The 20,233-nt window shown below is 69.5% G+C and carries 15 protein-coding genes and 1 tRNA gene; 12 read left to right on the top strand and 4 right to left on the bottom strand.

Features of this window, described 5'->3' with window-relative positions; all coding sequences use genetic code 11:
- Window positions 1–164 precede the first annotated feature (164 nt).
- From ACQ859_RS26160 to ACQ859_RS26150, 3 genes are all read left to right on the top strand, one after another.
- A complete protein-coding gene (locus ACQ859_RS26160) occupies window positions 165–782 on the top strand; it encodes a glutathione S-transferase N-terminal domain-containing protein (RefSeq protein WP_067276593.1) in 618 nt (205 codons plus the stop codon).
- A gap of 14 nt (window positions 783–796) precedes the next feature.
- A complete protein-coding gene (locus ACQ859_RS26155) occupies window positions 797–1,330 on the top strand; it encodes a ClpXP protease specificity-enhancing factor (protein ID WP_431263413.1) in 534 nt (177 codons plus the stop codon).
- A 131-nt stretch (window positions 1,331–1,461) separates the two neighbouring features.
- A tRNA-Thr gene (locus tag ACQ859_RS26150) sits at window positions 1,462–1,537 on the top strand.
- Window positions 1,538–1,640: 103 nt separating this feature from the next.
- Here the strand turns inward: ACQ859_RS26150 and ACQ859_RS26145 are convergent.
- Window positions 1,641–1,976, bottom strand: a complete 336-nt coding sequence (locus ACQ859_RS26145; protein WP_431263412.1) for a hypothetical protein — start codon at window positions 1,974–1,976, stop codon at window positions 1,641–1,643.
- Window positions 1,977–2,232: 256 nt separating this feature from the next.
- Here ACQ859_RS26145 and secA point away from each other — a divergent pair, with 256 nt between their 5' ends.
- From secA to argJ, 3 genes are all read left to right on the top strand, one after another.
- Window positions 2,233–4,992, top strand: a complete 2,760-nt coding sequence (secA, locus tag ACQ859_RS26140) for a preprotein translocase subunit SecA (protein ID WP_431263411.1) — start codon at window positions 2,233–2,235, stop codon at window positions 4,990–4,992.
- Window positions 4,993–5,306: 314 nt separating this feature from the next.
- On the top strand, window positions 5,307–6,404 hold the full coding sequence (locus tag ACQ859_RS26135) for an FxDxF family double-cut PEP-CTERM protein (protein ID WP_431263410.1): 1,098 nt from the start codon (window positions 5,307–5,309) through the stop codon (window positions 6,402–6,404).
- Window positions 6,405–6,591: 187 nt separating this feature from the next.
- Window positions 6,592–7,821 (top strand): bifunctional glutamate N-acetyltransferase/amino-acid acetyltransferase ArgJ, encoded by a 1,230-nt coding sequence (argJ, locus tag ACQ859_RS26130; RefSeq protein WP_431263409.1) that lies wholly within the window; start codon window positions 6,592–6,594, stop codon window positions 7,819–7,821.
- A gap of 7 nt (window positions 7,822–7,828) precedes the next feature.
- Here the strand turns inward: argJ and ACQ859_RS26125 are convergent, their stop codons facing one another.
- The gene (locus tag ACQ859_RS26125; protein ID WP_431263408.1) at window positions 7,829–9,265 is read right to left on the bottom strand and encodes a hypothetical protein; all 1,437 of its coding nucleotides are present in this window, start codon (window positions 9,263–9,265) and stop codon (window positions 7,829–7,831) included.
- Window positions 9,266–9,397: 132 nt separating this feature from the next.
- On the opposite strand from ACQ859_RS26125, the gene ACQ859_RS26120 reads away from it, so the two are divergent.
- From ACQ859_RS26120 to ACQ859_RS26105, 4 genes are all read left to right on the top strand, one after another.
- Window positions 9,398–10,135: a response regulator gene (locus tag ACQ859_RS26120; protein ID WP_431263407.1), complete on the top strand. Its 738-nt coding sequence runs from the start codon at window positions 9,398–9,400 to the stop codon at window positions 10,133–10,135.
- A gap of 52 nt (window positions 10,136–10,187) precedes the next feature.
- Window positions 10,188–10,847, top strand: coding sequence for a hypothetical protein (locus ACQ859_RS26115; protein WP_431263406.1), 660 nt, complete (start codon window positions 10,188–10,190; stop codon window positions 10,845–10,847).
- Window positions 10,739–11,464 (top strand): class I SAM-dependent methyltransferase, encoded by a 726-nt coding sequence (locus tag ACQ859_RS26110; protein WP_431266658.1) that lies wholly within the window; start codon window positions 10,739–10,741, stop codon window positions 11,462–11,464. Before ACQ859_RS26115 ends, ACQ859_RS26110 begins: the two co-directional genes overlap by 109 nt.
- A 223-nt stretch (window positions 11,465–11,687) precedes the next feature.
- Window positions 11,688–14,120, top strand: a complete 2,433-nt coding sequence (locus tag ACQ859_RS26105) for a membrane-bound PQQ-dependent dehydrogenase, glucose/quinate/shikimate family (RefSeq protein WP_431263405.1) — start codon at window positions 11,688–11,690, stop codon at window positions 14,118–14,120.
- Between the two features lie 552 nt (window positions 14,121–14,672).
- Here ACQ859_RS26105 and ACQ859_RS26100 read toward each other — a convergent pair.
- The gene (locus ACQ859_RS26100; RefSeq protein ID WP_431263404.1) at window positions 14,673–16,880 is read right to left on the bottom strand and encodes a prolyl oligopeptidase family serine peptidase; all 2,208 of its coding nucleotides are present in this window, start codon (window positions 16,878–16,880) and stop codon (window positions 14,673–14,675) included.
- A 331-nt stretch (window positions 16,881–17,211) separates the two neighbouring features.
- Between ACQ859_RS26100 and ACQ859_RS26095 the strand changes: the two genes are divergently transcribed.
- The gene (locus ACQ859_RS26095) at window positions 17,212–17,523 is read left to right on the top strand and encodes a hypothetical protein (RefSeq protein WP_431263403.1); all 312 of its coding nucleotides are present in this window, start codon (window positions 17,212–17,214) and stop codon (window positions 17,521–17,523) included.
- Entirely contained in the window at window positions 17,520–17,810 is a 291-nt protein-coding gene (locus ACQ859_RS26090; RefSeq protein ID WP_431263402.1) for a type II toxin-antitoxin system RelE/ParE family toxin, read from the top strand. Before ACQ859_RS26095 ends, ACQ859_RS26090 begins: the two co-directional genes overlap by 4 nt.
- Window positions 17,811–17,817: 7 nt before the next feature.
- On the opposite strand, the gene ACQ859_RS26085 is transcribed toward ACQ859_RS26090, so the two are convergent.
- Window positions 17,818–20,202, bottom strand: a complete 2,385-nt coding sequence (locus ACQ859_RS26085; RefSeq protein WP_431263401.1) for a TonB-dependent receptor — start codon at window positions 20,200–20,202, stop codon at window positions 17,818–17,820.
- Window positions 20,203–20,233 lie beyond the last annotated feature (31 nt).

Below are 20,233 nucleotides of genomic sequence, written 5' to 3'. Positions count from 1 at the left end.
GAACCGATGACCCGGTCGAAGACCGGGTCCTCAAGCGCAGTGGGGCGCCGAACAGGCCCCCACTGCGTTGTCGTTTGTCTGTTCGGTCTTTGACCGCGCCGGCGTTGAACTGTGTTTTGTAGAAATCGATGAAGCCGAGAGGCTTCGATCAGGAGTCCACTGCCATGATGGTGCTTTATTCCGGAACCACTTGCCCCTACTCGCACCGTTGCCGGTTCGTGCTGTTCGAGAAGGGCATGGACTTCGAGATCCGTGACGTCGACCTGTTCGCCAAGCCCGAAGACATCGCGCTGATGAACCCGTACAACGAGGTGCCCATCCTCGTCGAACGCGACCTCATCCTGTACGAGTCGCACATCATCAACGAGTACATCGACGAACGCTTCCCGCATCCGCAGCTGATGCCCGGCGACCCGGTGGCCCGTGCCCGCGTGCGCCTGTTCCTCTTCAACTTCGAGAAGGAACTGTTCGCCCACGTCAACGTGCTGGAGAACCGCGGCCAGACGGTCAAGCCGACCGAGAAGCAGCTGGAGAAGGCCCGTTCGCAGATCCGCGACCGCCTGACGCAGCTGGCGCCGATCTTCCTGAAGAACAAGTACATGCTGGGCGACGACTTCTCGATGCTGGACGTCGCGATCGCACCGCTGCTGTGGCGCCTGGACTACTACGGCATCGACATGTCGAAGAATGCGGTGCCGCTGCTGAAGTACGCGGAACGGATCTTCTCGCGTCCGGCCTACATCGAGGCACTGACGCCGTCCGAGAAGGTGATGCGCAAGTAATACACTGGCTCCCCATGGATGACAGCAAGGACGGCGGCGGTCTCGCCGCCAGCTCGACGCGGCCGTACCTGATCCGCGCCCTGCACGAGTGGTGCACGGACAACGGGTTCACGCCCTACGTCGCGGTTCACGTGGACCGCACGGTCCAGGTGCCGCTGGAGTACGTGAGCAACAACGAGATCGTGCTCAACGTCGGTTTCGACGCGACCAGCAACCTGGACCTCGGCAATGAACTGATCCAGTTCAAGGCCCGGTTCGGCGGCGTGGCGCGCGAGATCATCGTGCCGGTCGATCACGTGGTCGCGATCTATGCGCGCGAGAACGGCCAGGGCATGGCCTTCCCGCCGCCGACTGCGGAAGACGCCGCCGCACGCCCCGCAGCGCCCAGTGCGCCGCGAGGCCTGCGTCTCGCGTCTGATGCGAACGGTGGCAACGGCGGCACGGCGCAAGGGGAACCCAAGCCGGAGCCGGTCGCGACGCCGCCGGACGATGACGATCCGGGTGCGGGTCCGTCGGGCGGTCGTCCGGCGCTCAAGCGCATCAAGTGATCGGCTGACCCCCGTTCAAGTGCGGGGGGCGAGTGGGGAGGGAAGGCGCGGTTTTTCGCTCTGGACCTCTCGAAGCTGCGTCTAGAATGCAGCCCGCGTCGCAGCTTCTGCGGCGCTCCAGTTTTCCTTGTGCCGGCTTAGCTCAGTTGGTAGAGCAACCGCCTTGTAAGCGGTAGGTCATCAGTTCGAATCCGATAGCCGGCACCATCAACACCCAGGCATCCGCCTGTTCCGAAGCCCCGTTTCGTCGACCGACGAGCCGGGGCTTTCGTCTTTCTGGAGTGGGAGGAGGAGCGCCGAGCCGCGCCGGTCAGGACTGCCGGACGCGGATCCGGAGTTCGCCTTCCAGCAGCAGGCCTTCGTCGCGCAGCAGCCGCAGCAGCGTCGGTTGCAGGTGGCGCAGCTTGGCCGCGATGGCGGCGTTGTCTGCCACCAGCGTCCAGCCCTGCTCATCGAGCGTGCCGGCCTGGACGAAGCGCTTCATCGCGCCCGGCAGCGCGACGCTCACCGCCGCCAGATGCCGGCGCGACAGCGCCAGCTGGTTCCCCAGCCGCGCCAGCATCCCGTTCTGCGACATGGCCCGGCTGAAGTCCAGCGGATCCGGGGCGTCGGGCTTGACGCGAGGAGGCAGATAGCGGGTGGCCATGGGTCGGCAGTGTAGTCCCGCCGCTCGGAAACCCGGAGTCCGCCGCCGGTCCGGCACCGTGGCCGCCGCCCCGGTGCCGTCAGGGGCCGGGTGCTAAACTCCGTCGGTTTTTCTCCGCGCAGACGCTTGCAACCCGAGGCCCCGTCCTCATGTGCACCGGTCGCGCGGCGCTGCCCTCATCAGGCCGCCCACGAGGCGGTCCGCCGGGCGTCCAGGCCCGGTCGACCGGGCCCCCCACAGAACTTCAAAAAGCCGCATGTTGCCCAAGCTTTTGACCCAGATTTTCGGCAGTCGCAACGAGCGCCTGCTCAAGACCTATCGCAAGGACGTCGAGCGCATCAACGCGCTGGAACCGCAGTTCGAGGGCCTGAGCGACGACCAGTTGCGCGCGAAGACCGAGGAGTTCAAGCAGCGCATCGCCAAGGGCGAGACCGTCGACGACATCCTGCCCGAGGCGTTCGCCGTCTGCCGCGAGGGCAGCAAGCGTGTCCTCAAGATGCGCCACTTCGACGTGCAGCTGATCGGCGGCATGGTCCTGAACGCCGGCAAGATCGCTGAAATGCGCACCGGCGAAGGCAAGACGCTGATGGCGACGCTGCCGGTCTACCTGAACGCGCTGACCGGCAAGGGCGTGCACGTCGTGACGGTCAACGACTACCTGGCCCGGCGCGACGCCGAGTGGATGGGTCGCCTGTACCGCTTCCTCGGCCTGACCGTGGGCATCAACTACTCGGGACTGCCGCGCGACGAGAAGCAGGCCGCCTACGGCGCCGACGTCACCTACGGCACCAACAACGAGTACGGCTTCGACCACCTGCGCGACAACATGGTCTACGAGGTGCGCGACCGCGTGCAGCGCAGCCTGGCCTACGCGATCGTCGACGAGGTGGACTCGATCCTGATCGACGAGGCGCGCACGCCGCTGATCATCTCCGGCCAGGCCGAAGACCACACGCAGATGTACGTGGCGATCAACGCGGTCTCCCCGAAGCTGAAGCGCCAGGTCGGCGAGCTGGATCCGCGCACCGGCGAAGGCGTGATCGAACCGGGCGACTTCACCGTCGACGAGAAGTCGCACCAGATCTACCTGACCGAGGACGGTCACGAGAACGCCGAGCGCCTGCTGGGCCAGGCCGGCCTGCTGGCCGAGGGCGCGTCGCTGTACGACGCCGCCAACATCACGCTGATGCACCACCTGTACGCGTCGCTGCGCGCACACCACGTGTATCACCGCGATACCAACTACGTCGTGCAGAACGGTGAAGTCATCATCGTCGACGAGTTCACCGGCCGCCTGATGACGGGCCGCCGCTGGAGCGACGGCCTGCACCAGGCCGTCGAAGCCAAGGAAGGCGTGCAGATCCAGGCCGAGAACCAGACGCTGGCCTCGGTGACCTTCCAGAACTACTTCCGCATGTACGGCAAGCTGTCGGGCATGACCGGCACGGCCGACACCGAAGCCTACGAGTTCCAGGAGATCTACGGCCTCGAGACCGTGGTGATCCCGCCGAACCGGCCGACGGTGCGCAAGGACGAGCTGGACCTGGTCTACAAGACGACCAAGGAGAAGTACGACGCCGTCACGCAGGACGTGCGCGACTGCCACGAACGCGGCCAGCCGGTGCTGGTGGGCACGACCTCGATCGAGAACTCCGAGAAGGTCGCGGAGCTGCTGACGAAGGCGAAGCTGCCGCACCAGGTGCTGAACGCCAAGCAGCATGCCCGCGAGGCCGACATCATCACCCAGGCCGGCCGTCCGGGCGTGATCACGATCGCGACCAACATGGCCGGCCGTGGCACCGACATCGTGCTGGGCGGCAGCATCGAGAAGGACATCGTCGCCATCGAAGCCGACGAATCGCTGTCCGACGCCGACAAGCACGCCAAGATCGCCGCGCTGAAGGCCGACTGGCAGAAGCTGCATGAGCAGGTGAAGGCCGCGGGCGGCCTGCGCGTGATCTCGACCGAACGTCACGAGAGCCGCCGCATCGACAACCAGCTGCGCGGCCGCTCGGGCCGCCAGGGCGACCCGGGCTCGTCGCGCTTCTACCTGTCGCTGGACGACCAGCTGATGCGCATCTTCGCCGGCGACCGCGTGCGCGCGATCATGGACCGGCTCAAGATGCCTGAAGGCGAGGCGATCGAGGCCGGCATCGTCACGCGCTCGATCGAGAGCGCACAGCGCAAGGTCGAGGCCCGCAACTTCGACGTCCGCAAGCAGCTGCTCGAGTACGACGACGTGTCGAACGACCAGCGCAAGGTCATCTACCAGCAGCGCAACGAGATCCTCGAGGCGCAGGAAGTGCTCGAACAGATCACCCACCTGCGCAAGGGCACGCTGACGGACGTGGTCCGCGGCTTCGTGCCCGAGGAATCGCTGGAAGAGCAGTGGGACCTGGCCGCGCTGGAGCGCGTGCTGCGCGACGAGTGGAAGCTCGAGGTGCCGCTGGGCGACATGCTCAAGAAGAGCGACACGCTGACCGACGAGGACGTGCTCGACGCCGTGCTGAAGGCGGGCGAGGTGTCCTTCCAGGACAAGCTGGACCGCGTCGGCCTGGAGCAGTTCACGCCGTTCATGCGCATGGTGCTGCTGCAGAGCATCGACCAGCACTGGCGCGAGCATCTGGCCTCGCTGGACTACCTGCGTCAGGGCATCCACCTGCGCGGTTACGCCCAGAAGAACCCGAAGCAGGAATACAAGCGCGAAGCCTTCGAGCTGTTCTCGCAACTGCTGGACGCGGTGAAGCTGGAAGTGACCCGCGTGCTGCTGAACGTGCGCATCCAGTCGCAGGAAGAGGCCACGGCCGCCGCCGATGCGATCGAGCAGCGCGCCGAGAACGTCGGCAACGTGACCTACACGCATCCGAACGAGGACGGCTCGGTGTCGCAGGACGCGGCGCCGGTCGCCGGCGGGACGGAGGCCATCCCGGCCGAGTGGGGCCACGTCGGCCGCAACGACCCCTGCCCGTGCGGCAGCGGCAAGAAGTTCAAGAGCTGCCACGGCAAGCTGGCCTGACCGGTCGCTGCTCCTGAGATCGACGGCGCCCCTCGTGGGCGCCGTTGTCGTTTCCGGGGCGCGGATGAGCGGGCGTGGTGCCGCCGACGAGGACAGCGTTGCGGCATCGGGGCCAGGCCTTGCGTGACGGATTCACGGGCCGGCCGTGGCGCCCGGCCGACGCGGCGTCGTCGCGATGTGCGCTTTCTCACGACCCGGGCGCGGGCGCGCGTTGCTCCCCCGTGGCGAGGGGGACACCGTACGGCACCCCGTCGATAGAGTCCGCTGCATCGACCTGCCGCCGCGGGTCTTCGAGGTCTCCGGACCGCACCGCCATGAAGCTCACGACCCGCCTCTTCGCCGCCGCCCTGGTTGCCGCCGCCGTCTCCTCCGCGCAGGCCGCGCCGGTGACCGCGTCCCAGTCCGTCGCCCTGCAGTCCGGCACGACCGTGGACACCAAGACGGCGGGCTTCACGATCAATCATCTGGTGGCCGGCGAGTTCGTCGACACCTTCACCTTCACCGGCATGGACCGCTGGGGCCTGGTCAATGCCAGCCTGACGACCAGCGCGCAGCAGGCCCGCTTCAACATCGACTTCGTCAGCGCCACGGTCAACGGCCGGACGCTCAACTTCACCCGCACCGCACTGGGCACTTTCCAGAACGGCTTCGAATTCGGCCGCATGGACGACTACCTGCTCAGCGGTCCGCTGGTCCTGACCGTGCGCGGCTACGCCGGCCAGGGCCTGGCCGCGGGCACGGCGATCAGCGCCAGCTACTCCGGCACGATCAACGTCACGCAGGTGCCGGAACCGGGCAGCCTGGCGCTGGCGGCATTCGGCCTGTTCGGCATGGGCGTCGTCGTCCGCCGCCGCCGCGCCGCGCGCACCGTCATGACCGCCGCCGCGCTGGCCGTGGCCGCCTCCGGCGCGATGGCCGCCTCGGACCTCAACCAGACGCACGACACCGTCCTCGCCGGCGACCAGAGCGGCCTCACCGGCGCGCCCTACGTGATCCATACCGAGGCCGGCAGCTTCCTGGACACGCTCACCTTCCACTACGCCGGCACCGGTCTGGTGGACGCGTCGCTGATCACGATCGGGGCCGGCGCGGGGCAGCAGATCAGCTTCACCGAGGTGCTGCTGAACGGCCAGGCGCTGACGATCGATCCTTCCGTCCCGATGGGAAACGCCACGTACCAGCGCGCCTGGCTCGGCTCGACGCTGCTGGCCGGCGACTACACGCTGATCGTCAAGGGCATCGCCGGCGGTTCGCTCGCGGCGGGTACCAACGGCATCGCCGCGAGCTACTCCACGACCTTCAACGTGATGCCGGCCAGCGCCGTGCCGGAGCCGCAGAGCTATGCGATGTTCCTCGGCGGTCTCGGGCTGGTGACGCTGATGCTGAGCCGGCGCCGCCGGCAGCAGGGCTGATCCCGCCGCCCGCCGTCAAGGCATGAGACGACGCCCCGCTTGCGGGGCGTTTTTCATTGGCGTCGGCGGTCCACCGGGGCCTGCGGCATCGACGGGCTGACCGCCATGTCGCGCTCCTACAATCGCGCGCATTCGTCCCGGGCGCGTCGGCTGCCCGGTGCCTTCCTTCTCTTCGACGCCCACCACCATGCCTGTCAACCTGACCGCTCCCGATCCGCAATCCCTGCTGCCCGTGCCCGGCGTGCGCCTGGGCGTCACGATGGCCGGCGTGCGCAAGGCCAACCGCCGCGACCTGAGCGTGATCGCGCTCGATGAAGGCGCCAGCGTCGCCGGTGTGTTCACCGCCAACCGTTTCTGCGCCGCCCCGGTGCAGGTCTGCCGCGAGCACCTCGCCGCCGGCAGCGCGATCCGCGCGATCGTCATCAACACCGGCAATGCGAACGCCGGCACCGGCGCCGACGGCCTGGCCCGTGCGCGCCAGACCTGCGACGCGCTGGCCGCCGAGCTCAAGCTTGACGCGACGCAGGTGTTGCCGTTCTCCACCGGCGTGATCATGGAGACGCTGCCGGTCGACCGCATCGTCGCCGGCCTGCCGGCCGCGATCGCCGCGCTGAAGGCCGACAACTGGGCCGAGGCAGCCGCCGGCATCATGACCACGGACACGCTGCCCAAGGCCTGCTCGCGGCAGGTCGCCATCGGCGGCCGGACGGTGACGGTCTCCGGCATCTCCAAGGGCGCCGGCATGATCCGTCCGAACATGGCGACGATGCTGGGCTTCGTCGCCACCGACGCGGTGCTCGCGCCCGAACTGCTGCAGCCGCTGGTCAAGGAGGCGGCGGACCTGTCCTTCAACCGCATCACGATCGACGGCGACACGTCGACCAACGACTCCTTCGTCCTGATCGCGACGCACCAGGCCGGCCATGACCGGATCACGTCGCTGACCAGTGCCGAAGGCCGCGCGCTGCGCGATGCCGTGGTGGCCGTGTCGCAGCAGCTGGCGCAGGCGATCGTGCGCGACGGCGAAGGTGCGACCAAGTTCATCTCGGTGGTGGTGGAGGGCGGCAAGGACGAGGCCGAATGCCGCAAGGCCGCGTACGCGATCGCGCACTCGCCGCTGGTCAAGACCGCGTTCTTCGCCAGCGATCCCAACCTGGGCCGCATCCTGGCGGCGGTCGGCTACGCCGGCATCGACGACCTCGACCAGAGCCTCATCGACCTGCATCTGGACGACGTCCATGTCGTCACGAAGGGCGGCCGCCGTCCCGAATACAAGGAAGAGGACGGCCAGCGCGTCATGAAGCAGAGCGAGATCACCGTGCGCGTGGGCCTGAACCGCGGTCCGGCCGCGACGACGGTCTGGACCTGCGACTTCAGCCACGAGTACGTGACGATCAACGCCGACTACCGGTCCTGATCGGGCCTCAGAAGTCGACGGCGCGCGTCCCGCGGATGCCGCGGGCCAGCAGCGTCGCATTGATCAGCTGCGCTTCCTCTCGGCTGCCGAACGGCCACACGGCGGCGCGCCAGCCGTCCTTCGTCTGGAAGACCTCGCCGTTCGGCACGGTGTTGCCACCGAGCGTGGCGCCGATCATCTCGCGCATGCGCGCCAGTTGCGCCTCGGCGTCGGCCTTGTTCTTGTGGGGCTGGCTGACCAGCGCGACCAGCTTGCCGCCGGAGGCGCCGTCGCGCTTCATGAGGCTGCCCAGGCCGGCGTCGTCGACGCCCACGCGGCGTTCGGCCTCGGAGGCGCCAGCCTTCGCGGCGGTGGCCGCGTTGGTCGTGTTGGCCGCGCCGGGCTTGTCTGCCGCACCGGTCCCGCCCGACGATGCTGCGGGGGCCGTCGTGGCCGGCGCCGCCTCCTTCGCGCCCGGGGCGCGTTCCGCGCCGCCCTGCAATGAGGGGCGGATGTTCGGGATCGCGCCCGTGGGCGTTGATGCAGCGGGCATCGATGCGGCGGGACTCTCCGCCGGCGCGGACGCCGCAGCGCTCGCGGCCGAAGCCGGATCCATCGCCGCGACGGCGGAGGCTGCCGGCGAGGCCGAGGAGGCCGCTGCCGCCGGACGTGAGGCCTGTTCGGCCAGGGCTGCCGCCGAGGCGGCCTGGGCGGCGGACGCGGCGGATGCCGCTTCGGCGGCCGCTAGCGCGGCCAGCGCCTCCTTGGAGGGCTTGGACGAGGGCCACAGCGCCCAGATCGCCGCGATCAGCACCAGGGCTGCGACGCTGCCCGCCACGCCCAATCGCGCGGGATCCAGCGCACGTTGTCCCAGCACCTGGTCGCGACGCCCCACGAGCACGCGCCGTCGTGCCGGGCCCGCATCGAAAGCGGCGCTCAGCAGCACCAATTCCATCGGCCATGCACCAGGCTGGTTCGCGTCGGCGGCGAGCGCCCGTTCGTCGATGTCCACGCGCCGCAGCGGCAGATCGTCCGGCGCGGTGGTGAAGCCATTGTCCAGCGCCATCGTGGCAACGGCCGACGTCTTCAGGCCGGGGATGAATTCGTCCAGCCAGGCGGGTCGAGGTCCCGACCCCGCGGCCTTGCGCTGCCACGGCAGACGGCGCTTGGGCGCCGGCGGCGTGGCCTCGGCGGGCGCGCCGCCTTCGAGGCTGGGCTCCTTGGGCAGCGCCTGCGCCATGAAGGGCAGGGCCACCGCGCCCACCGTGTGGACGTCGGCGATCCCCAGCCGCCGCGCCAGCGGATGCTTGTTGTGCCAGTTCACCAGCAGCCAGGCGACGACGTCCGGCGACGGTCCTTCCCACGGCGCCGCGGGGGCGGCGGCGGGAGCGGCGACCGGCGCGGCGGCCTCGCCGGGCGGCGGGGCGGTCGGATCGATGTCGGGCGAGTCGGGGGTATCGTCCATGGCGCCGGCCATTGTGCGTCAGCGCCCGCGGCGCCGATCGCCGCGGGACGGGGGCGATCGCCCCGGAGTTCGAGGCTTCCCGCTGCCGCCGGCGTCTTGAGAGGCGGGCACGGGACTTGTATGGTGGAGCCCATGCCCTCGATGCCGCCGCCCGATCCGACCCGCCCGCGTTCCGCGCCGCGACCGCGCCTGCTGGTCGTGCAGGCGCTGGCGGTGCAGCCGCTGGCGGCCGTGCTCGAGGAGAGCGGGTATGACCTGCTCCGGGCCGCCGACGCGCTGGCGGCGATCGACGGACTGGGTGCCGGACCCGCCCTCGTGATCATGGACATGGAACTGCCCGAGCTGCCCGGCGACGGCCCCCTGACCCTGCTGCGGCGTCTGGCCGGCAGCGGCGTGCCGGTACTGACGCTGAGCCGTCCGCGCGGGCCTCAGCCGGTGGAGGCGTTGCACGAGGCCGGCGCCTCGGAGTGCCTGGTCAAGCCGGTCCGCATGAGCGAGCTGCTGTTGCGCATCGAGGGCCTGATGTCGCCGGCGCCGGTGATCGCGCCGGTCGAGCCGCGCCGGCCCACGGCCCGCATGGCGGTGCGCGAACGCGATGGCCAGTGCACCTGGCAGACCCCGCAGGCGCGCGCGCTGATGGCGGCGCATTTCCCGCCGCCGTGGGCGGATCACGCGCGCCTGCCGCCGGAGGTGCTGGCCTGGCTGCACCGCGAGGCGCTGCGCCGGCGTGCGGGGGCGCCGCCGTCCTCGCTGACGGTCGCGCCGCGCGCGGGCGAGGGGCGACACCGGTTGAGCTTCACGCTGACGGCCGGGGACGACGAGGTCGTCGGCGAAGGCCACTGGTTGCTGGTGCTCGACCGGCCGGAATGAGCGTGATCCCGGATTGGCGGGACAATCCGTCCCCATGTCCTCCGGAAGTCCCTTGTTCACACCGTCCCCCGACGCCCCCACCCCTGACGAGCGCCAGCGCTTCCTGCGCCTGCTGCGCACGGCCCTGGCGGAACGCCGCTTCCAGCGCCTGCTGCTGAACCGCCACGAGGGCGAGGACGCCTCGATCGAGCGCCTGACCGTGCGCGACATCGAGCTGCGCGGCGAGCGCGCGCTGAGCTTCCTCTGGCGGCACAAGACCAAGGACGTCACGAAGAACCACCCGCTGGACGAAGGCCTCGCGCTGATCGACGCGCTGCTGGGGCGGGACTTCCAGCAGGCGCACCTGGACACCCTCGCCGAGGAGGTCCAACTGCGCTTCAGCCGCAAGGGCAAGCCGCTGCTGCAGGTGGGGAAGAAGGGGGCGCCTCCGCGACCGGTGAAGACGCCGGCGGCGTGGAGGGCGTCGCGACGCCCGGCGGGCACGACCGCGCCAAGCCCCGGGAGTTGTCGTCCGACAGTCCTTTCTGGCGCGACCTCGGCGTCACGCACGAGATCAAGGGCCAGCCCGCGCTCGTGCCGGCGATGGCCCGCAAGTGGAAGCAGATCAACAAGTTCATCGAGATCTTCGGCGCGGCGGTCCGCAAGGCGGGCCTGGACGCGCCGGGCACGCCGGTGCGGCTGGCTGATTTCGGCTCGGGCAAGGGCTACCTGACCTTCGCGATGCACGACTGGCTGCGCGCGCAAGGCCTGACCCCGGCGGTGCAGGGCGTCGAGCTCAAGCAGGACATGGTGGCGCTGGGCAACGCCGCCGCGGCGCGACACGGCCTGGCGGGATTGCGCTTCGAGCACGGCGACGTGCGCGAGCGCGGCGACCAGCCGCTGGACGTGATGGTCGCGCTGCATGCCTGCGACATCGCGACCGACTACGCCATGCACTTCGGCCTGCGCAGCGGCGCGCGCGTGATCATGTGCGCGCCGTGCTGCCACAAGGAGATCCGTCCGCAGATGTCGACGCCGGCCGCGCTGCGGCCGCTGCTGCAGCATGGCATCCACCTCGGCCAGGAGGCCGAGATGGTGACCGACTCGCTGCGCGCGCTGCTGCTGGAACTGATGGGATACGACACGCAGGTGATCGAGTTCATCGCGCTGGAGCACACCAGCAAGAACAAGATGGTGCTGGCCGTGAAGCGTCCGCAGGACCTGACCCCGGCGCGGCGCGCGGAGCTGCTGGCGCAGCTCGACGAGATCAAGCGCTTCTACGGCCTGCGCAGCCAGGCGCTGGAGACCTTGCTGCGCGTGGAAGGCAAGCTGGAACCTGAGCCGGCATGAATTCCGCCTGAGCCGGCATCAGCGGGCATCAGTCGGTAGGGGGGCCGTGAGCCGGCGTGAATCCGCCGTGAGGCCCGGGTGAAGGGGGTCCGCTGCTCAAAACTGCAGCAGCGCAACGAAGTGCCTGACGGATCAACAGCTTGAGCGCGCCGCCCTCAGCTTTCCCCACGACTTGTCCACAGGCGGCGGGGGCAACCGGCATGTCGATTGCCGAACACGCGGCATGTCGACCGTCCTTGCTCCTTCTCCCGCTCCCGTCCCCTGGCTGGCCCGCGTCCTCGGCGCCGCGCTGCTGATCCTGGGGTTCGTCATGCTCGCCGCGGGCGGCCTGCTGGCCTCGCTCGGTGGCAGCTGGTACTACGCGCTGTCGGGCCTGGCCTGGGCCGTCATCGGCGCATTGATGTGGGGGCGGCTGCGGGAGGCGGTGCTCGGCTACGCGCTCTATTTCCTCGCCACGCTCGTGTGGAGTCTGTGGGAAGTGGGCCTGGACTGGTGGCCGCTGGGCGCGCGGATCGGCGTGCCCTTCGTCATCGGCGCGGTGCTGCTGGCGCTGGTGCCGACGATGCGTCGTCATCTGCCCGTCGACGATGTCCGACGCGTCGCATGGCGCAGTCCTCCCGCGCTCGCGCTGGCGGCGGTGCTCGGGATCTTCGTGGTCCTCGCGGTGACGTCGTGGACGCGTGACCTCCACGCCGTCGAAGGCACGATGCCGGCCAACGGCGCCGCGCGTCCGCCGGGCACGCCGGCGTCGGGCGCGGCCTCGGTGCCCGACGGCGAGTGGCACGCCTACGGCCGCACAGGCTTCGGCCAGCGCTGGTCGCCGCTGGCGCAGATCACGCCGGCCAACGTGGGCGACCTGAAGCTGGCCTGGGACTTCCGCACCGGCGATGTCCGCGGGCGGCCCGGTGATCCGGTGGAAACCACCTTCGAAGTCACGCCGCTGAAGGTCGGCGAACGGCTCTTCCTCTGCACGCCGCACCAGACGGTGCTCGCGCTGGACGCGACGACGGGCCGTGAACTCTGGCGCTTCGATCCCCAGGTGCGTGGACAGCTCGCGCTGCAGCATCTGACCTGCCGCGGCCTGTCGTACCAGCCGCCGCCCGATGCGATGGCCGCGGCGGGCGCCCAGCCGGCGGCCTGCGCCGCCAAGCTCTTCATGCCCACGGCCGACGCGCGCCTGATCGCGCTGGATCCGGCCACGGGCAAGACCTGTCCCTCGTTCGGACAGCAGGGCGCGGTGAACCTGATGGCCGGCATGCCGAATGCGCAGCCTGGCGCCTACTACTCGACCTCGCCCGTCGTCGTGACGCGCAAACTGGTGATCGTCGGCGGCACGGTGCTCGACAACGCCTCGACGAAGGAGCAGTCCGGCGTGATCCGCGCCTATGACGTCGAGACCGGCGCGCTGGTCTGGAACTGGGACTCCGCGAATCCGGACGCCACCGCGCCGATCACGGCCGGGCAGACCTACGCCGCCAACTCGCCCAACAGCTGGTCGGTGGCCAGCGTCGACGAGGCGCTCGGCCTGGTCTATCTCCCGATGGGCAACCAGCCGCCGGACCAGTGGGGCGGCAAGCGCTCCGCGGCGGTGGAGAAGCATTCGTCGTCGGTGGTGGCGCTCGACCTGGCGACCGGGCAGACGCGCTGGGTCTTCCAGACGGTGCACCACGACCTGTGGGACTACGACGTGCCGTCGCAGCCGGTCCTGGTGGACCTGACGGTGAAGGGGCAGCGCGTGCCGGCGCTGGTGCAGCCGACCAAGCAGGGCGAGCTCTTCGTGCTGGACCGCCGCGATGGCAAGCCGGTGTTCCCGGTGACCGAGACGCCGGCCCCGCAGGGCGCGGCGGCGGGCGACTTCAGCGCGCCGACGCAGCCGGTCTCGGCGATCTCCTTCAATCCGCCGGAACTGCGCGAGCGCGACATGTGGGGCGTGTCGATGTTCGACCAGCTCTGGTGCCGCATCGCCTTCCACAAGCTGCGCTACGAGGGCCGCTTCACGCCGCCGTCGGAGCAGGGCTCGCTGATCAACCCGGGCAACTTCGGCGTCTTCAACTGGGGCAGCATCGCCGTCGATCCCGTGCGCGGCATTGCGTTCACGACGCCGGCGGTGCTGGGCTTCACCTCGACGCTGGTGCCGCGCCGCGATGACACCTCGCTGCTGGTGCAGGACGGCGGCCCGCCCAAGGGCGCGCTGCCGGCGCTCAACGAGAACTTCGGCGCGCCGTTCGCCGCGAAGATGAAGCCCTTCACCTCGCCGCTGGGCATCCCGTGCCAGGCGCCGCCCTGGGGCACGGTGGCCGGTGTCGACCTGAACGAGGGCAAGGTCGTCTGGCGGCATCGCAACGGCACGGTGCGCGACCTGTCCCCACTCCCCGTGCCGTTCAGGCTGGGCGTGCCGAGCCTGGGCGGGCCGCTGATGACGGCCGGCGGCCTGGCCTTCCTGTCGGGCAGCATGGACGACTACGTGCGCGCCTACGACGTCAACGACGGCCGCGTGCTGTGGGAAAGCCGCCTGCCCGCGGGCGGCCAGGCGACGCCGATGACCTACCTGGGCGCGGACGGGCGGCAGTACCTGCTCGTCATCGCCGGCGGGCATGGGTCGACCGGCACCCGGCCCGGCGACCACGTGCGGGCGTACGTGCTGGACAAGCGCTGATCAGGCGCTGATCAGGCGCTGAACCGGCGCCGGGCGGAACGAAAAAGCCCGGCCCCTCGTGGAAGGGCCGGGCAAGGGCGCTGTGACGCCGCCTGGACACCCCGACTGCTGGGGGCGTGGCGCTGCGGCGTGGCGAATGGGGAAGCGCATGCGCGCCGGCCATGGGCGACCCGCAAGGGGCCGCGGCCTGGGCGCGAGGATCGTGGTGAGTCAGGTCCGCGGAAGGGGGACCGGCGCCGGGGCTGGCCTGGCCGGGCACGAAGGCGGGCAGGTGTGCGGGCAGGGACGCGGGAGCGTGGACTGCGGGCTGGCGGGCGTGCGGCGTGTCGTCATGCTTCGCATCATCGCGGTCGCCAAAGATTCCGAGACGACAAGAACAGGGCGCAAATCCGGCCAAACATCTGGCCGGATTTCACGCCCATTTCCGCCTGCACGGTGAATGCCCGGCCCGGCAGCGTCCAGCCAGAAAGTGGAAAGCCCGGCGCGTCGTCGACGGCCGGGCTTCGGGGCGGCGCGCCAGGGCGCGCCGGGGCGGGCGACGAGGCCCTCAGTTCACTTCACGTCCATCCCGAAGGTGTTCGCGATGAAGGCCAGGATGTCCGCACGCTCCTCGATGATCTTGGAGGTCGGCTTGCCGGCGCCGTGGCCGGCCTGCGTCTCGATGCGGATCAGCTTGGGCGCGGGGCCGGTGTCGGCGGCCTGCAGCGTCGCGGTGTACTTGAAACTGTGGGCCGGCACGACGCGGTCGTCATGGTCGCCGGTCGTCACCAGGATGGCCGGATACCGCGCGCCGCTCTTGATCGTGTGCAGCGGGGAGTAGGCCTTGAGCCACTGGAAGTCGGCGGCGTTCTCCGAGCTGCCGTAGTCCGAGGTCCACGCCCAGCCGATGGTGAACTTGTGGAAGCGCAGCATGTCCATCACGCCGACCTGCGGCACCGCAGCGCCGAACAAGTCCGGGCGCTGGTTCACGACCGCGCCGACCAGCAGGCCGCCGTTGGAGCCGCCGTTGATGGCGAGCTTCGCGGGCTGCGTGTACTTGCTGGCCACGAGGTACTCGCCGGCCGCGATGAAGTCGTCGAAGACGTTCTGCTTCTTGCCCTTGGTGCCGGCTTCGTGCCAGGCGGCGCCGTACTCGCCGCCGCCGCGCAGCACGGCCAGCACGTACACGCCGCCCATCTTCATCCAGGTCGCGGCGGTGACGCCGTAGCCCGGCGTCATCGGCACGTTGAAGCCGCCGTAGCCGTAGAGCAGCGTCGGGTTGGTGCCGTCCAGCTTCAGGCCCTTGCGGTGGGCGATGAAGATCGGCAGCTTGGTGCCGTCCTTGCTGGTGACGAAGACGCGCTTGCTCTCGAACTGGTTCGCCTCGAAGGCCGTCTCCGTGCGCTTGAACAGCTCGGCCTTGCCGGTCTTCGCATCCAGGCGCCAGATCTCGCCCGGCGTGGTCAGGCTGGTGTAGCTGAAGAAGGTCTCGGGGTCGTTCCACTTGCCGCCGAAGCCGGCGGCGGTGCCGACGCCGGGCAACGCGATGTCGCGCACATGCTTGCCGCTGGGGGCATGCACGCGCACCAGCGTGGCGGCGTCCTGCAGGTAGCTCAGCACCAGCTGGCCGCCGACGCCGCTGGCGGCGGTCAGGGCATCCTTGGTCTCGGGCACCAGCGTGGTCCAGGTCTTGGGGTCCTTGGCCTGCCAGTCCTTGTCCAGGTCGATCGCGATCAGGCGGCCGCGCGGCGCGTCCTTGTCGGTCTTGACGATCAGGCGCTGGCCGTCGAGCACGACGGGCGCGTACTCGGCGTCGAAGCTGACGGTCAGCGGCACGGGCTTGGCGCCGCCGTAGCCGCCCTTGCCGTCCAGCGGCAGGACGAGCAGGCCGTTCTTGCGGGCCGAGCCCTTCCAGACGTTGATCAGCGCGAGGCGGCCGTCGTCGGTGACGTCGACGTTGAAGCCCCATTCCTTCTCGGCGGGGTTCTCGACGACCAGCGTGTCGGCGGACTGCGGCGTGCCCAGGCGGTGGTAGTAGACCTTCTGGAAGTAGTTGGCGCCGGTGAGGGCCGCGCCCTCCTTGGGCGCGTCGTAGCGCGAATAGAAGAAGCCCTTGCCGTCGGGCGTCCAGGAGGCGCCGGAGAACTTCACCCACTCGATGGTGTCGTCCAGGTCCTTGCCGGTGTCGAGGTCGCGGACCTTCCAGGTCTGCCAGTCGGAGCCGGCGCCGGCGGTGCCGTAGGCCATCAGGCGGCCGTCCTTGGAGACGACGCTGCCGGTCAGGGCGACGGTGCCGTCCTTGGACAGGGTGTTGGGGTCGAGGGCGACCTGCGGCGTGTCCTTCAGGCTGCGGGCGGTGTAGAGCACCGCCTGCTGCTGCAGGCCGTTGTTGCGGGTCCAGAAGTAGCGGCCGCCTTCCTTGGAGGGCACGCCGAACTTCTCGAAGTTGTAGAGGTCGGTGTAGAGCTTGCGCGCGGGCAGGCGCTGCGGCATCGCGGCGAGGAACTTGTCGGTGACCGCGTTCTCGGCCTGGACCCAGGCCTTGGTGTCGGCGCTGTTGTCGTCCTCGAGCCAGCGGTACGGGTCGGCGACCGTGGTGCCGTGGTAGTTGTCGGTCTGGTCGACCTTGCGGGTGGCCGGGTAGGCCAGGCCTTGCGAAGCGGCAGAGGTCGCCGAGGCGGCGGCCGGGGCCGCGGGGGCCGAGGCGGTCTGTGCGGTGGCGGCCGTGCCGGCGCCGAGCCCGACCACCAGCGCGGCGGTCAACGAGAGGCGGGATTGCATGCGATGTGCTCCTGGAGTCGGGAAGCCGCCCGCGCGGCTCGTGGCCGTGCGGGGCGGTGCGCGGGGATTGTGCCCCGCTGCCCGTGGGGTGCCTTTGGTCAGGGCGGGGAACTACGGGGTGGACGAACCGCGACGCCGTGTCGCCGCCGCGGCTGGCTCAAAGTGATCGTCTTTCGCGACGGACAGACTTGTCCGAGTCGTTTTGGGCTCTGGCTCGATCCTGACCGGTCCAACTGCTTCTCAGAATCCTGCATCCCCCTTCATTGGAAAGTGCAGGTGCAGAATGAACGCTGTCCTAGAGCGATTTGACTTCAGTCCGTACATGACCGACATGACCGACATCACCCCGACTACATTGACCATCCGGCTCAGCGAGGCGCTCAAGCGCAAGCTGGAAGCGAAAGCCGCTGCGGCGCACTTCAGCGTCGATGAGTTTGTCCTCGGGCTGATCGAGGAGGCGATGTTCATCAACAGTCCAGAATTCTTCGATCCGAACAACTGTGAGGCGCATGAGTATCGGCTGGTGCGCGAGAGCCAGCGGTCGGTTGTTCTTGGTCACTCGATCTCGCTGGAAGATGCGATCAAGGAACTCGAAGAACGTTTCGGAGCGGTGAGGCCGTCGGACCTCCCGTCGCAGCCTTGAACGTCGAGCTGACGCGCGAAGCTCACCAAGACCTGACCAACATCCTGGCCCGCATTGAGGCGGACAACCCACCTGCCGCTCGAAAGATGGCAAAGGAGTTTGTCCGCAAGTTCATGATGCTGGGATGTCAGCCATGTCTTGGAACGCGCACAAAGAGCGGCAACCTGCGAGTCCTCCCAGTCAGGCGAAGCTATCGCCTGCACTATGAGGTCATTGATCCGACCCTCTGGATTCGACGGATCATCCATACCTCCCGGCGGTGGCCGGGGATCGAGTTGCCAGACTGACCTCCGGCTAGTAGTCCCACCTCGCCTCCACCTGGAACGTCCTCCCCGGATACGGGTGGAAGTTCCAGTACTGGTAGTTGTTGAGGTTGTCGACGCCGGCGGCGAGGGTCCACTGCCTGTCGATCTTCCACTGCGCCCGCACGTCGACGGTGAAGTACTTGCTCGCCGCCATGTAGGCGAAGCCGTTGACGTCGCTGTTGTCCAGCGTGCTGAACTGCTTGCCGCTGTAGCGCGCGCCCAGGCTCAGGCTCAGGTCGTCGCGGGCCTGCCACTGCGCGAGCAGCGTGGCGCGCCAGCGCGGCACGCGCGGCTGCCACTTGCCGATCGTGTCGCCCGGCACCGTGGCGTAGCCGGCGTTGGCCAGGATGATCGAGTCGGCGAAGGTCACGCTGCCGGTGAGGCTCACGTGCTGAGGAAGCCCTGCAGTGCCGCTGAGTTCGACGCCCCGCGTGCGCACGTGATTGATGTTCTGCACTGTCGCGGTCGTCGTGTTGACGCCCGGATTGATCTGCGAATACAGCGCATCCCGGCTGTCCTCATGGAACAGCGTGAGCCGCAACGCATCTCGGTCCGCCCCGGTCCACTCGGCGCTGAGCTCGCTGGTCCAGCTGCGCTCGGCCTTGAGATTCGGGTCGTTGTTGATGAAGCTGCCGGTCGGGCTGAAACCGCCCTGGAACAACTCGCTGACCGTCGGGAAGCGAACCGCGCGACCCGTGCTGGCCTTGATCACCCACTGCTCGCTGAGTCCGTAGGACAGCGCGGCCTTCGGGGACCAGGCCGTCTGCGATCGATCAGGATGGGCATGCGGGGTCTGGGTGGCCAGCGCTTGCGTGAGGCCGTCGAAGGCCTGCCAGCGCTCGCCGCGCAGGCCGAATACCGCCGTCCAGTCCGGCGCGAACGCCCAGGCGTCCTGAGCGAACACGGCACGCACGCGCGTGTCGCCCTCGAAGCGCGCGCTCTGCGCGCCGCCGGCCGCCGCGCGCCAGTCATCCAGCCCGAACACGCGGCTGCGCAGGCGGAAGCGCTCCTGCGACACGCCCGCGTCGATCGTGTGATCGCTGCCGTCCGGCGTCCAGCTGAGCTTGGCCGACAGTGTGTTCCAGCCGGTGCCCGCCTGATCGGTGAGCCGGCCGCCCTGAGGCAGCGTTGAACTCGGCGTGCTGGTCGGCGCGTAGGCGCGCGAGCGGTCGGCGAGGTAGTCGTACAGGCTGCCGGAAACTTCCCATCCAAGCCCGTCGCGCACGCGGCGCTTCAGCGACAGCGCGTACATGCGGTGCTCCAGCTCATCGCGCGTCTGCGGGAAGTCGGCCGCGCTCAGCGTGTAGCCCTTGCCATCGATGCTGACCGGCTGCGTGATGCCGCCGCTGGCACGGTGATCGATCGTGCGTCCGTTCGCATCGGTCAGGAAGCTCTCCGACTGCCCGTCCGAGCGGTTGCTCCAGAGCCCGACCACCGCCATCGCCCGCAGCCCGGGATCGATGTCGTAGGCAAGCTTCAGCTTGGCCTGGTCCTGCACCGTGTCGTACTGCGTGCCGCTGCTGAGCAGCAGCCACGGCTGGTTGGCGCGATTGAGTCCGCTCACCGCGCCCGTCACCGGCACGGCGTTGGCCGCCGGTGCCGATGAACTCAAGGGTCGGTTCGCAAAGGTCTGAGGCTGCCCTTCGCTGTCGGTGCGGCCGGCGTGCAGCCACCACGAGAACGCGCCCTCGGCACTGCCGATCGAGGCGCTCGCCTGCTTGGCGTCGTAGTCGCGCTTGTGCCCGTACAGGTCGTTGGGCTGATGGCTGTAGCCCACCCGCGCATGCGCCTCGAACCGGGTCGGCATCCGCGTCTGGTAGTCGACGACCGCACCGACCGCGTTGCCTGAGTACGCCGCCGAGAACGGCCCGTACATCACGTCGACGCGGGCGATCTCCTCCGGCGAGACGAGGCCCCAGCGCGGCGCGAAGGTCGCGCCGTTGCCGAGCAGGTTGGACAGCAGGATGCCGTCCGCATAGACCAGCGAACGCGCGCTGTTGCCGGTGCCGGAGGCGCGCGTCGACAGCACGGCGTGGTTGTAGTCGCCGATGTAGCGCTTGCGCACCAGCAGGCTGGGCAAGTACTTGAGCGCGTCCTCGGCGTCGGTGGCGTTGATGTCGCGGGCGATCGCCTCGCCGGAGACGCCCTCCATCGTGGTGGGAATGCGGCTCGGAAGCGAGGTCGGCGCGGCGCCGTCGACACGGACGATGCCCAGGGACTGCGCGCGAATGGGGGCGGAAATGGCGGCGGAAGCGGCGGATTCGACGGCGGCGTCCTCCGCGGCGTACACGGTCGTGAACGCCGCGGCGGAAGCGGACGCCAGCGCCGTCAGCGCGCCGGCTCGAAGCCGGCGCGCACGGGAAATGCTGTGCATGGAAAGGAACTCCAACGGAATGAAGGAGCAC

Origin of the sequence: Roseateles chitinivorans (assembly GCF_050632235.1) — a bacterium.
GTDB classification, from domain to species: domain Bacteria; phylum Pseudomonadota; class Gammaproteobacteria; order Burkholderiales; family Burkholderiaceae_C; genus Roseateles; species Roseateles chitinivorans_A.
Note: the sequence above shows the minus strand (reverse complement) of the source record. Positions and strands in the feature narration are given on the sequence as shown.

What these genes read in the sequence shown, in the direction of transcription:
- ACQ859_RS26120 (WP_431263407.1), top strand. Translation starts at nt 9,398, where the DNA reads ATGCCCTCGATGCCGCCGCCCGATCCGACCCGCCCGCGTTCCGCGCCG.
- secA (WP_431263411.1), top strand. Translation starts at nt 2,233, where the DNA reads ATGTTGCCCAAGCTTTTGACCCAGATTTTCGGCAGTCGCAACGAGCGC.
- ACQ859_RS26125 (WP_431263408.1), bottom strand. Translation starts at nt 9,265, where the DNA reads ATGGACGATACCCCCGACTCGCCCGACATCGATCCGACCGCCCCGCCG.
- ACQ859_RS26100 (WP_431263404.1), bottom strand. Translation starts at nt 16,880, where the DNA reads ATGCAATCCCGCCTCTCGTTGACCGCCGCGCTGGTGGTCGGGCTCGGC.
- ACQ859_RS26095 (WP_431263403.1), top strand. Translation starts at nt 17,212, where the DNA reads ATGACCGACATCACCCCGACTACATTGACCATCCGGCTCAGCGAGGCG.
- ACQ859_RS26155 (WP_431263413.1), top strand. Translation starts at nt 797, where the DNA reads ATGGATGACAGCAAGGACGGCGGCGGTCTCGCCGCCAGCTCGACGCGG.
- ACQ859_RS26160 (WP_067276593.1), top strand. Translation starts at nt 165, where the DNA reads ATGATGGTGCTTTATTCCGGAACCACTTGCCCCTACTCGCACCGTTGC.
- ACQ859_RS26085 (WP_431263401.1), bottom strand. Translation starts at nt 20,202, where the DNA reads ATGCACAGCATTTCCCGTGCGCGCCGGCTTCGAGCCGGCGCGCTGACG.
- ACQ859_RS26105 (WP_431263405.1), top strand. Translation starts at nt 11,688, where the DNA reads ATGTCGACCGTCCTTGCTCCTTCTCCCGCTCCCGTCCCCTGGCTGGCC.
- ACQ859_RS26145 (WP_431263412.1), bottom strand. Translation starts at nt 1,976, where the DNA reads ATGGCCACCCGCTATCTGCCTCCTCGCGTCAAGCCCGACGCCCCGGAT.
- ACQ859_RS26135 (WP_431263410.1), top strand. Translation starts at nt 5,307, where the DNA reads ATGAAGCTCACGACCCGCCTCTTCGCCGCCGCCCTGGTTGCCGCCGCC.
- argJ (WP_431263409.1), top strand. Translation starts at nt 6,592, where the DNA reads ATGCCTGTCAACCTGACCGCTCCCGATCCGCAATCCCTGCTGCCCGTG.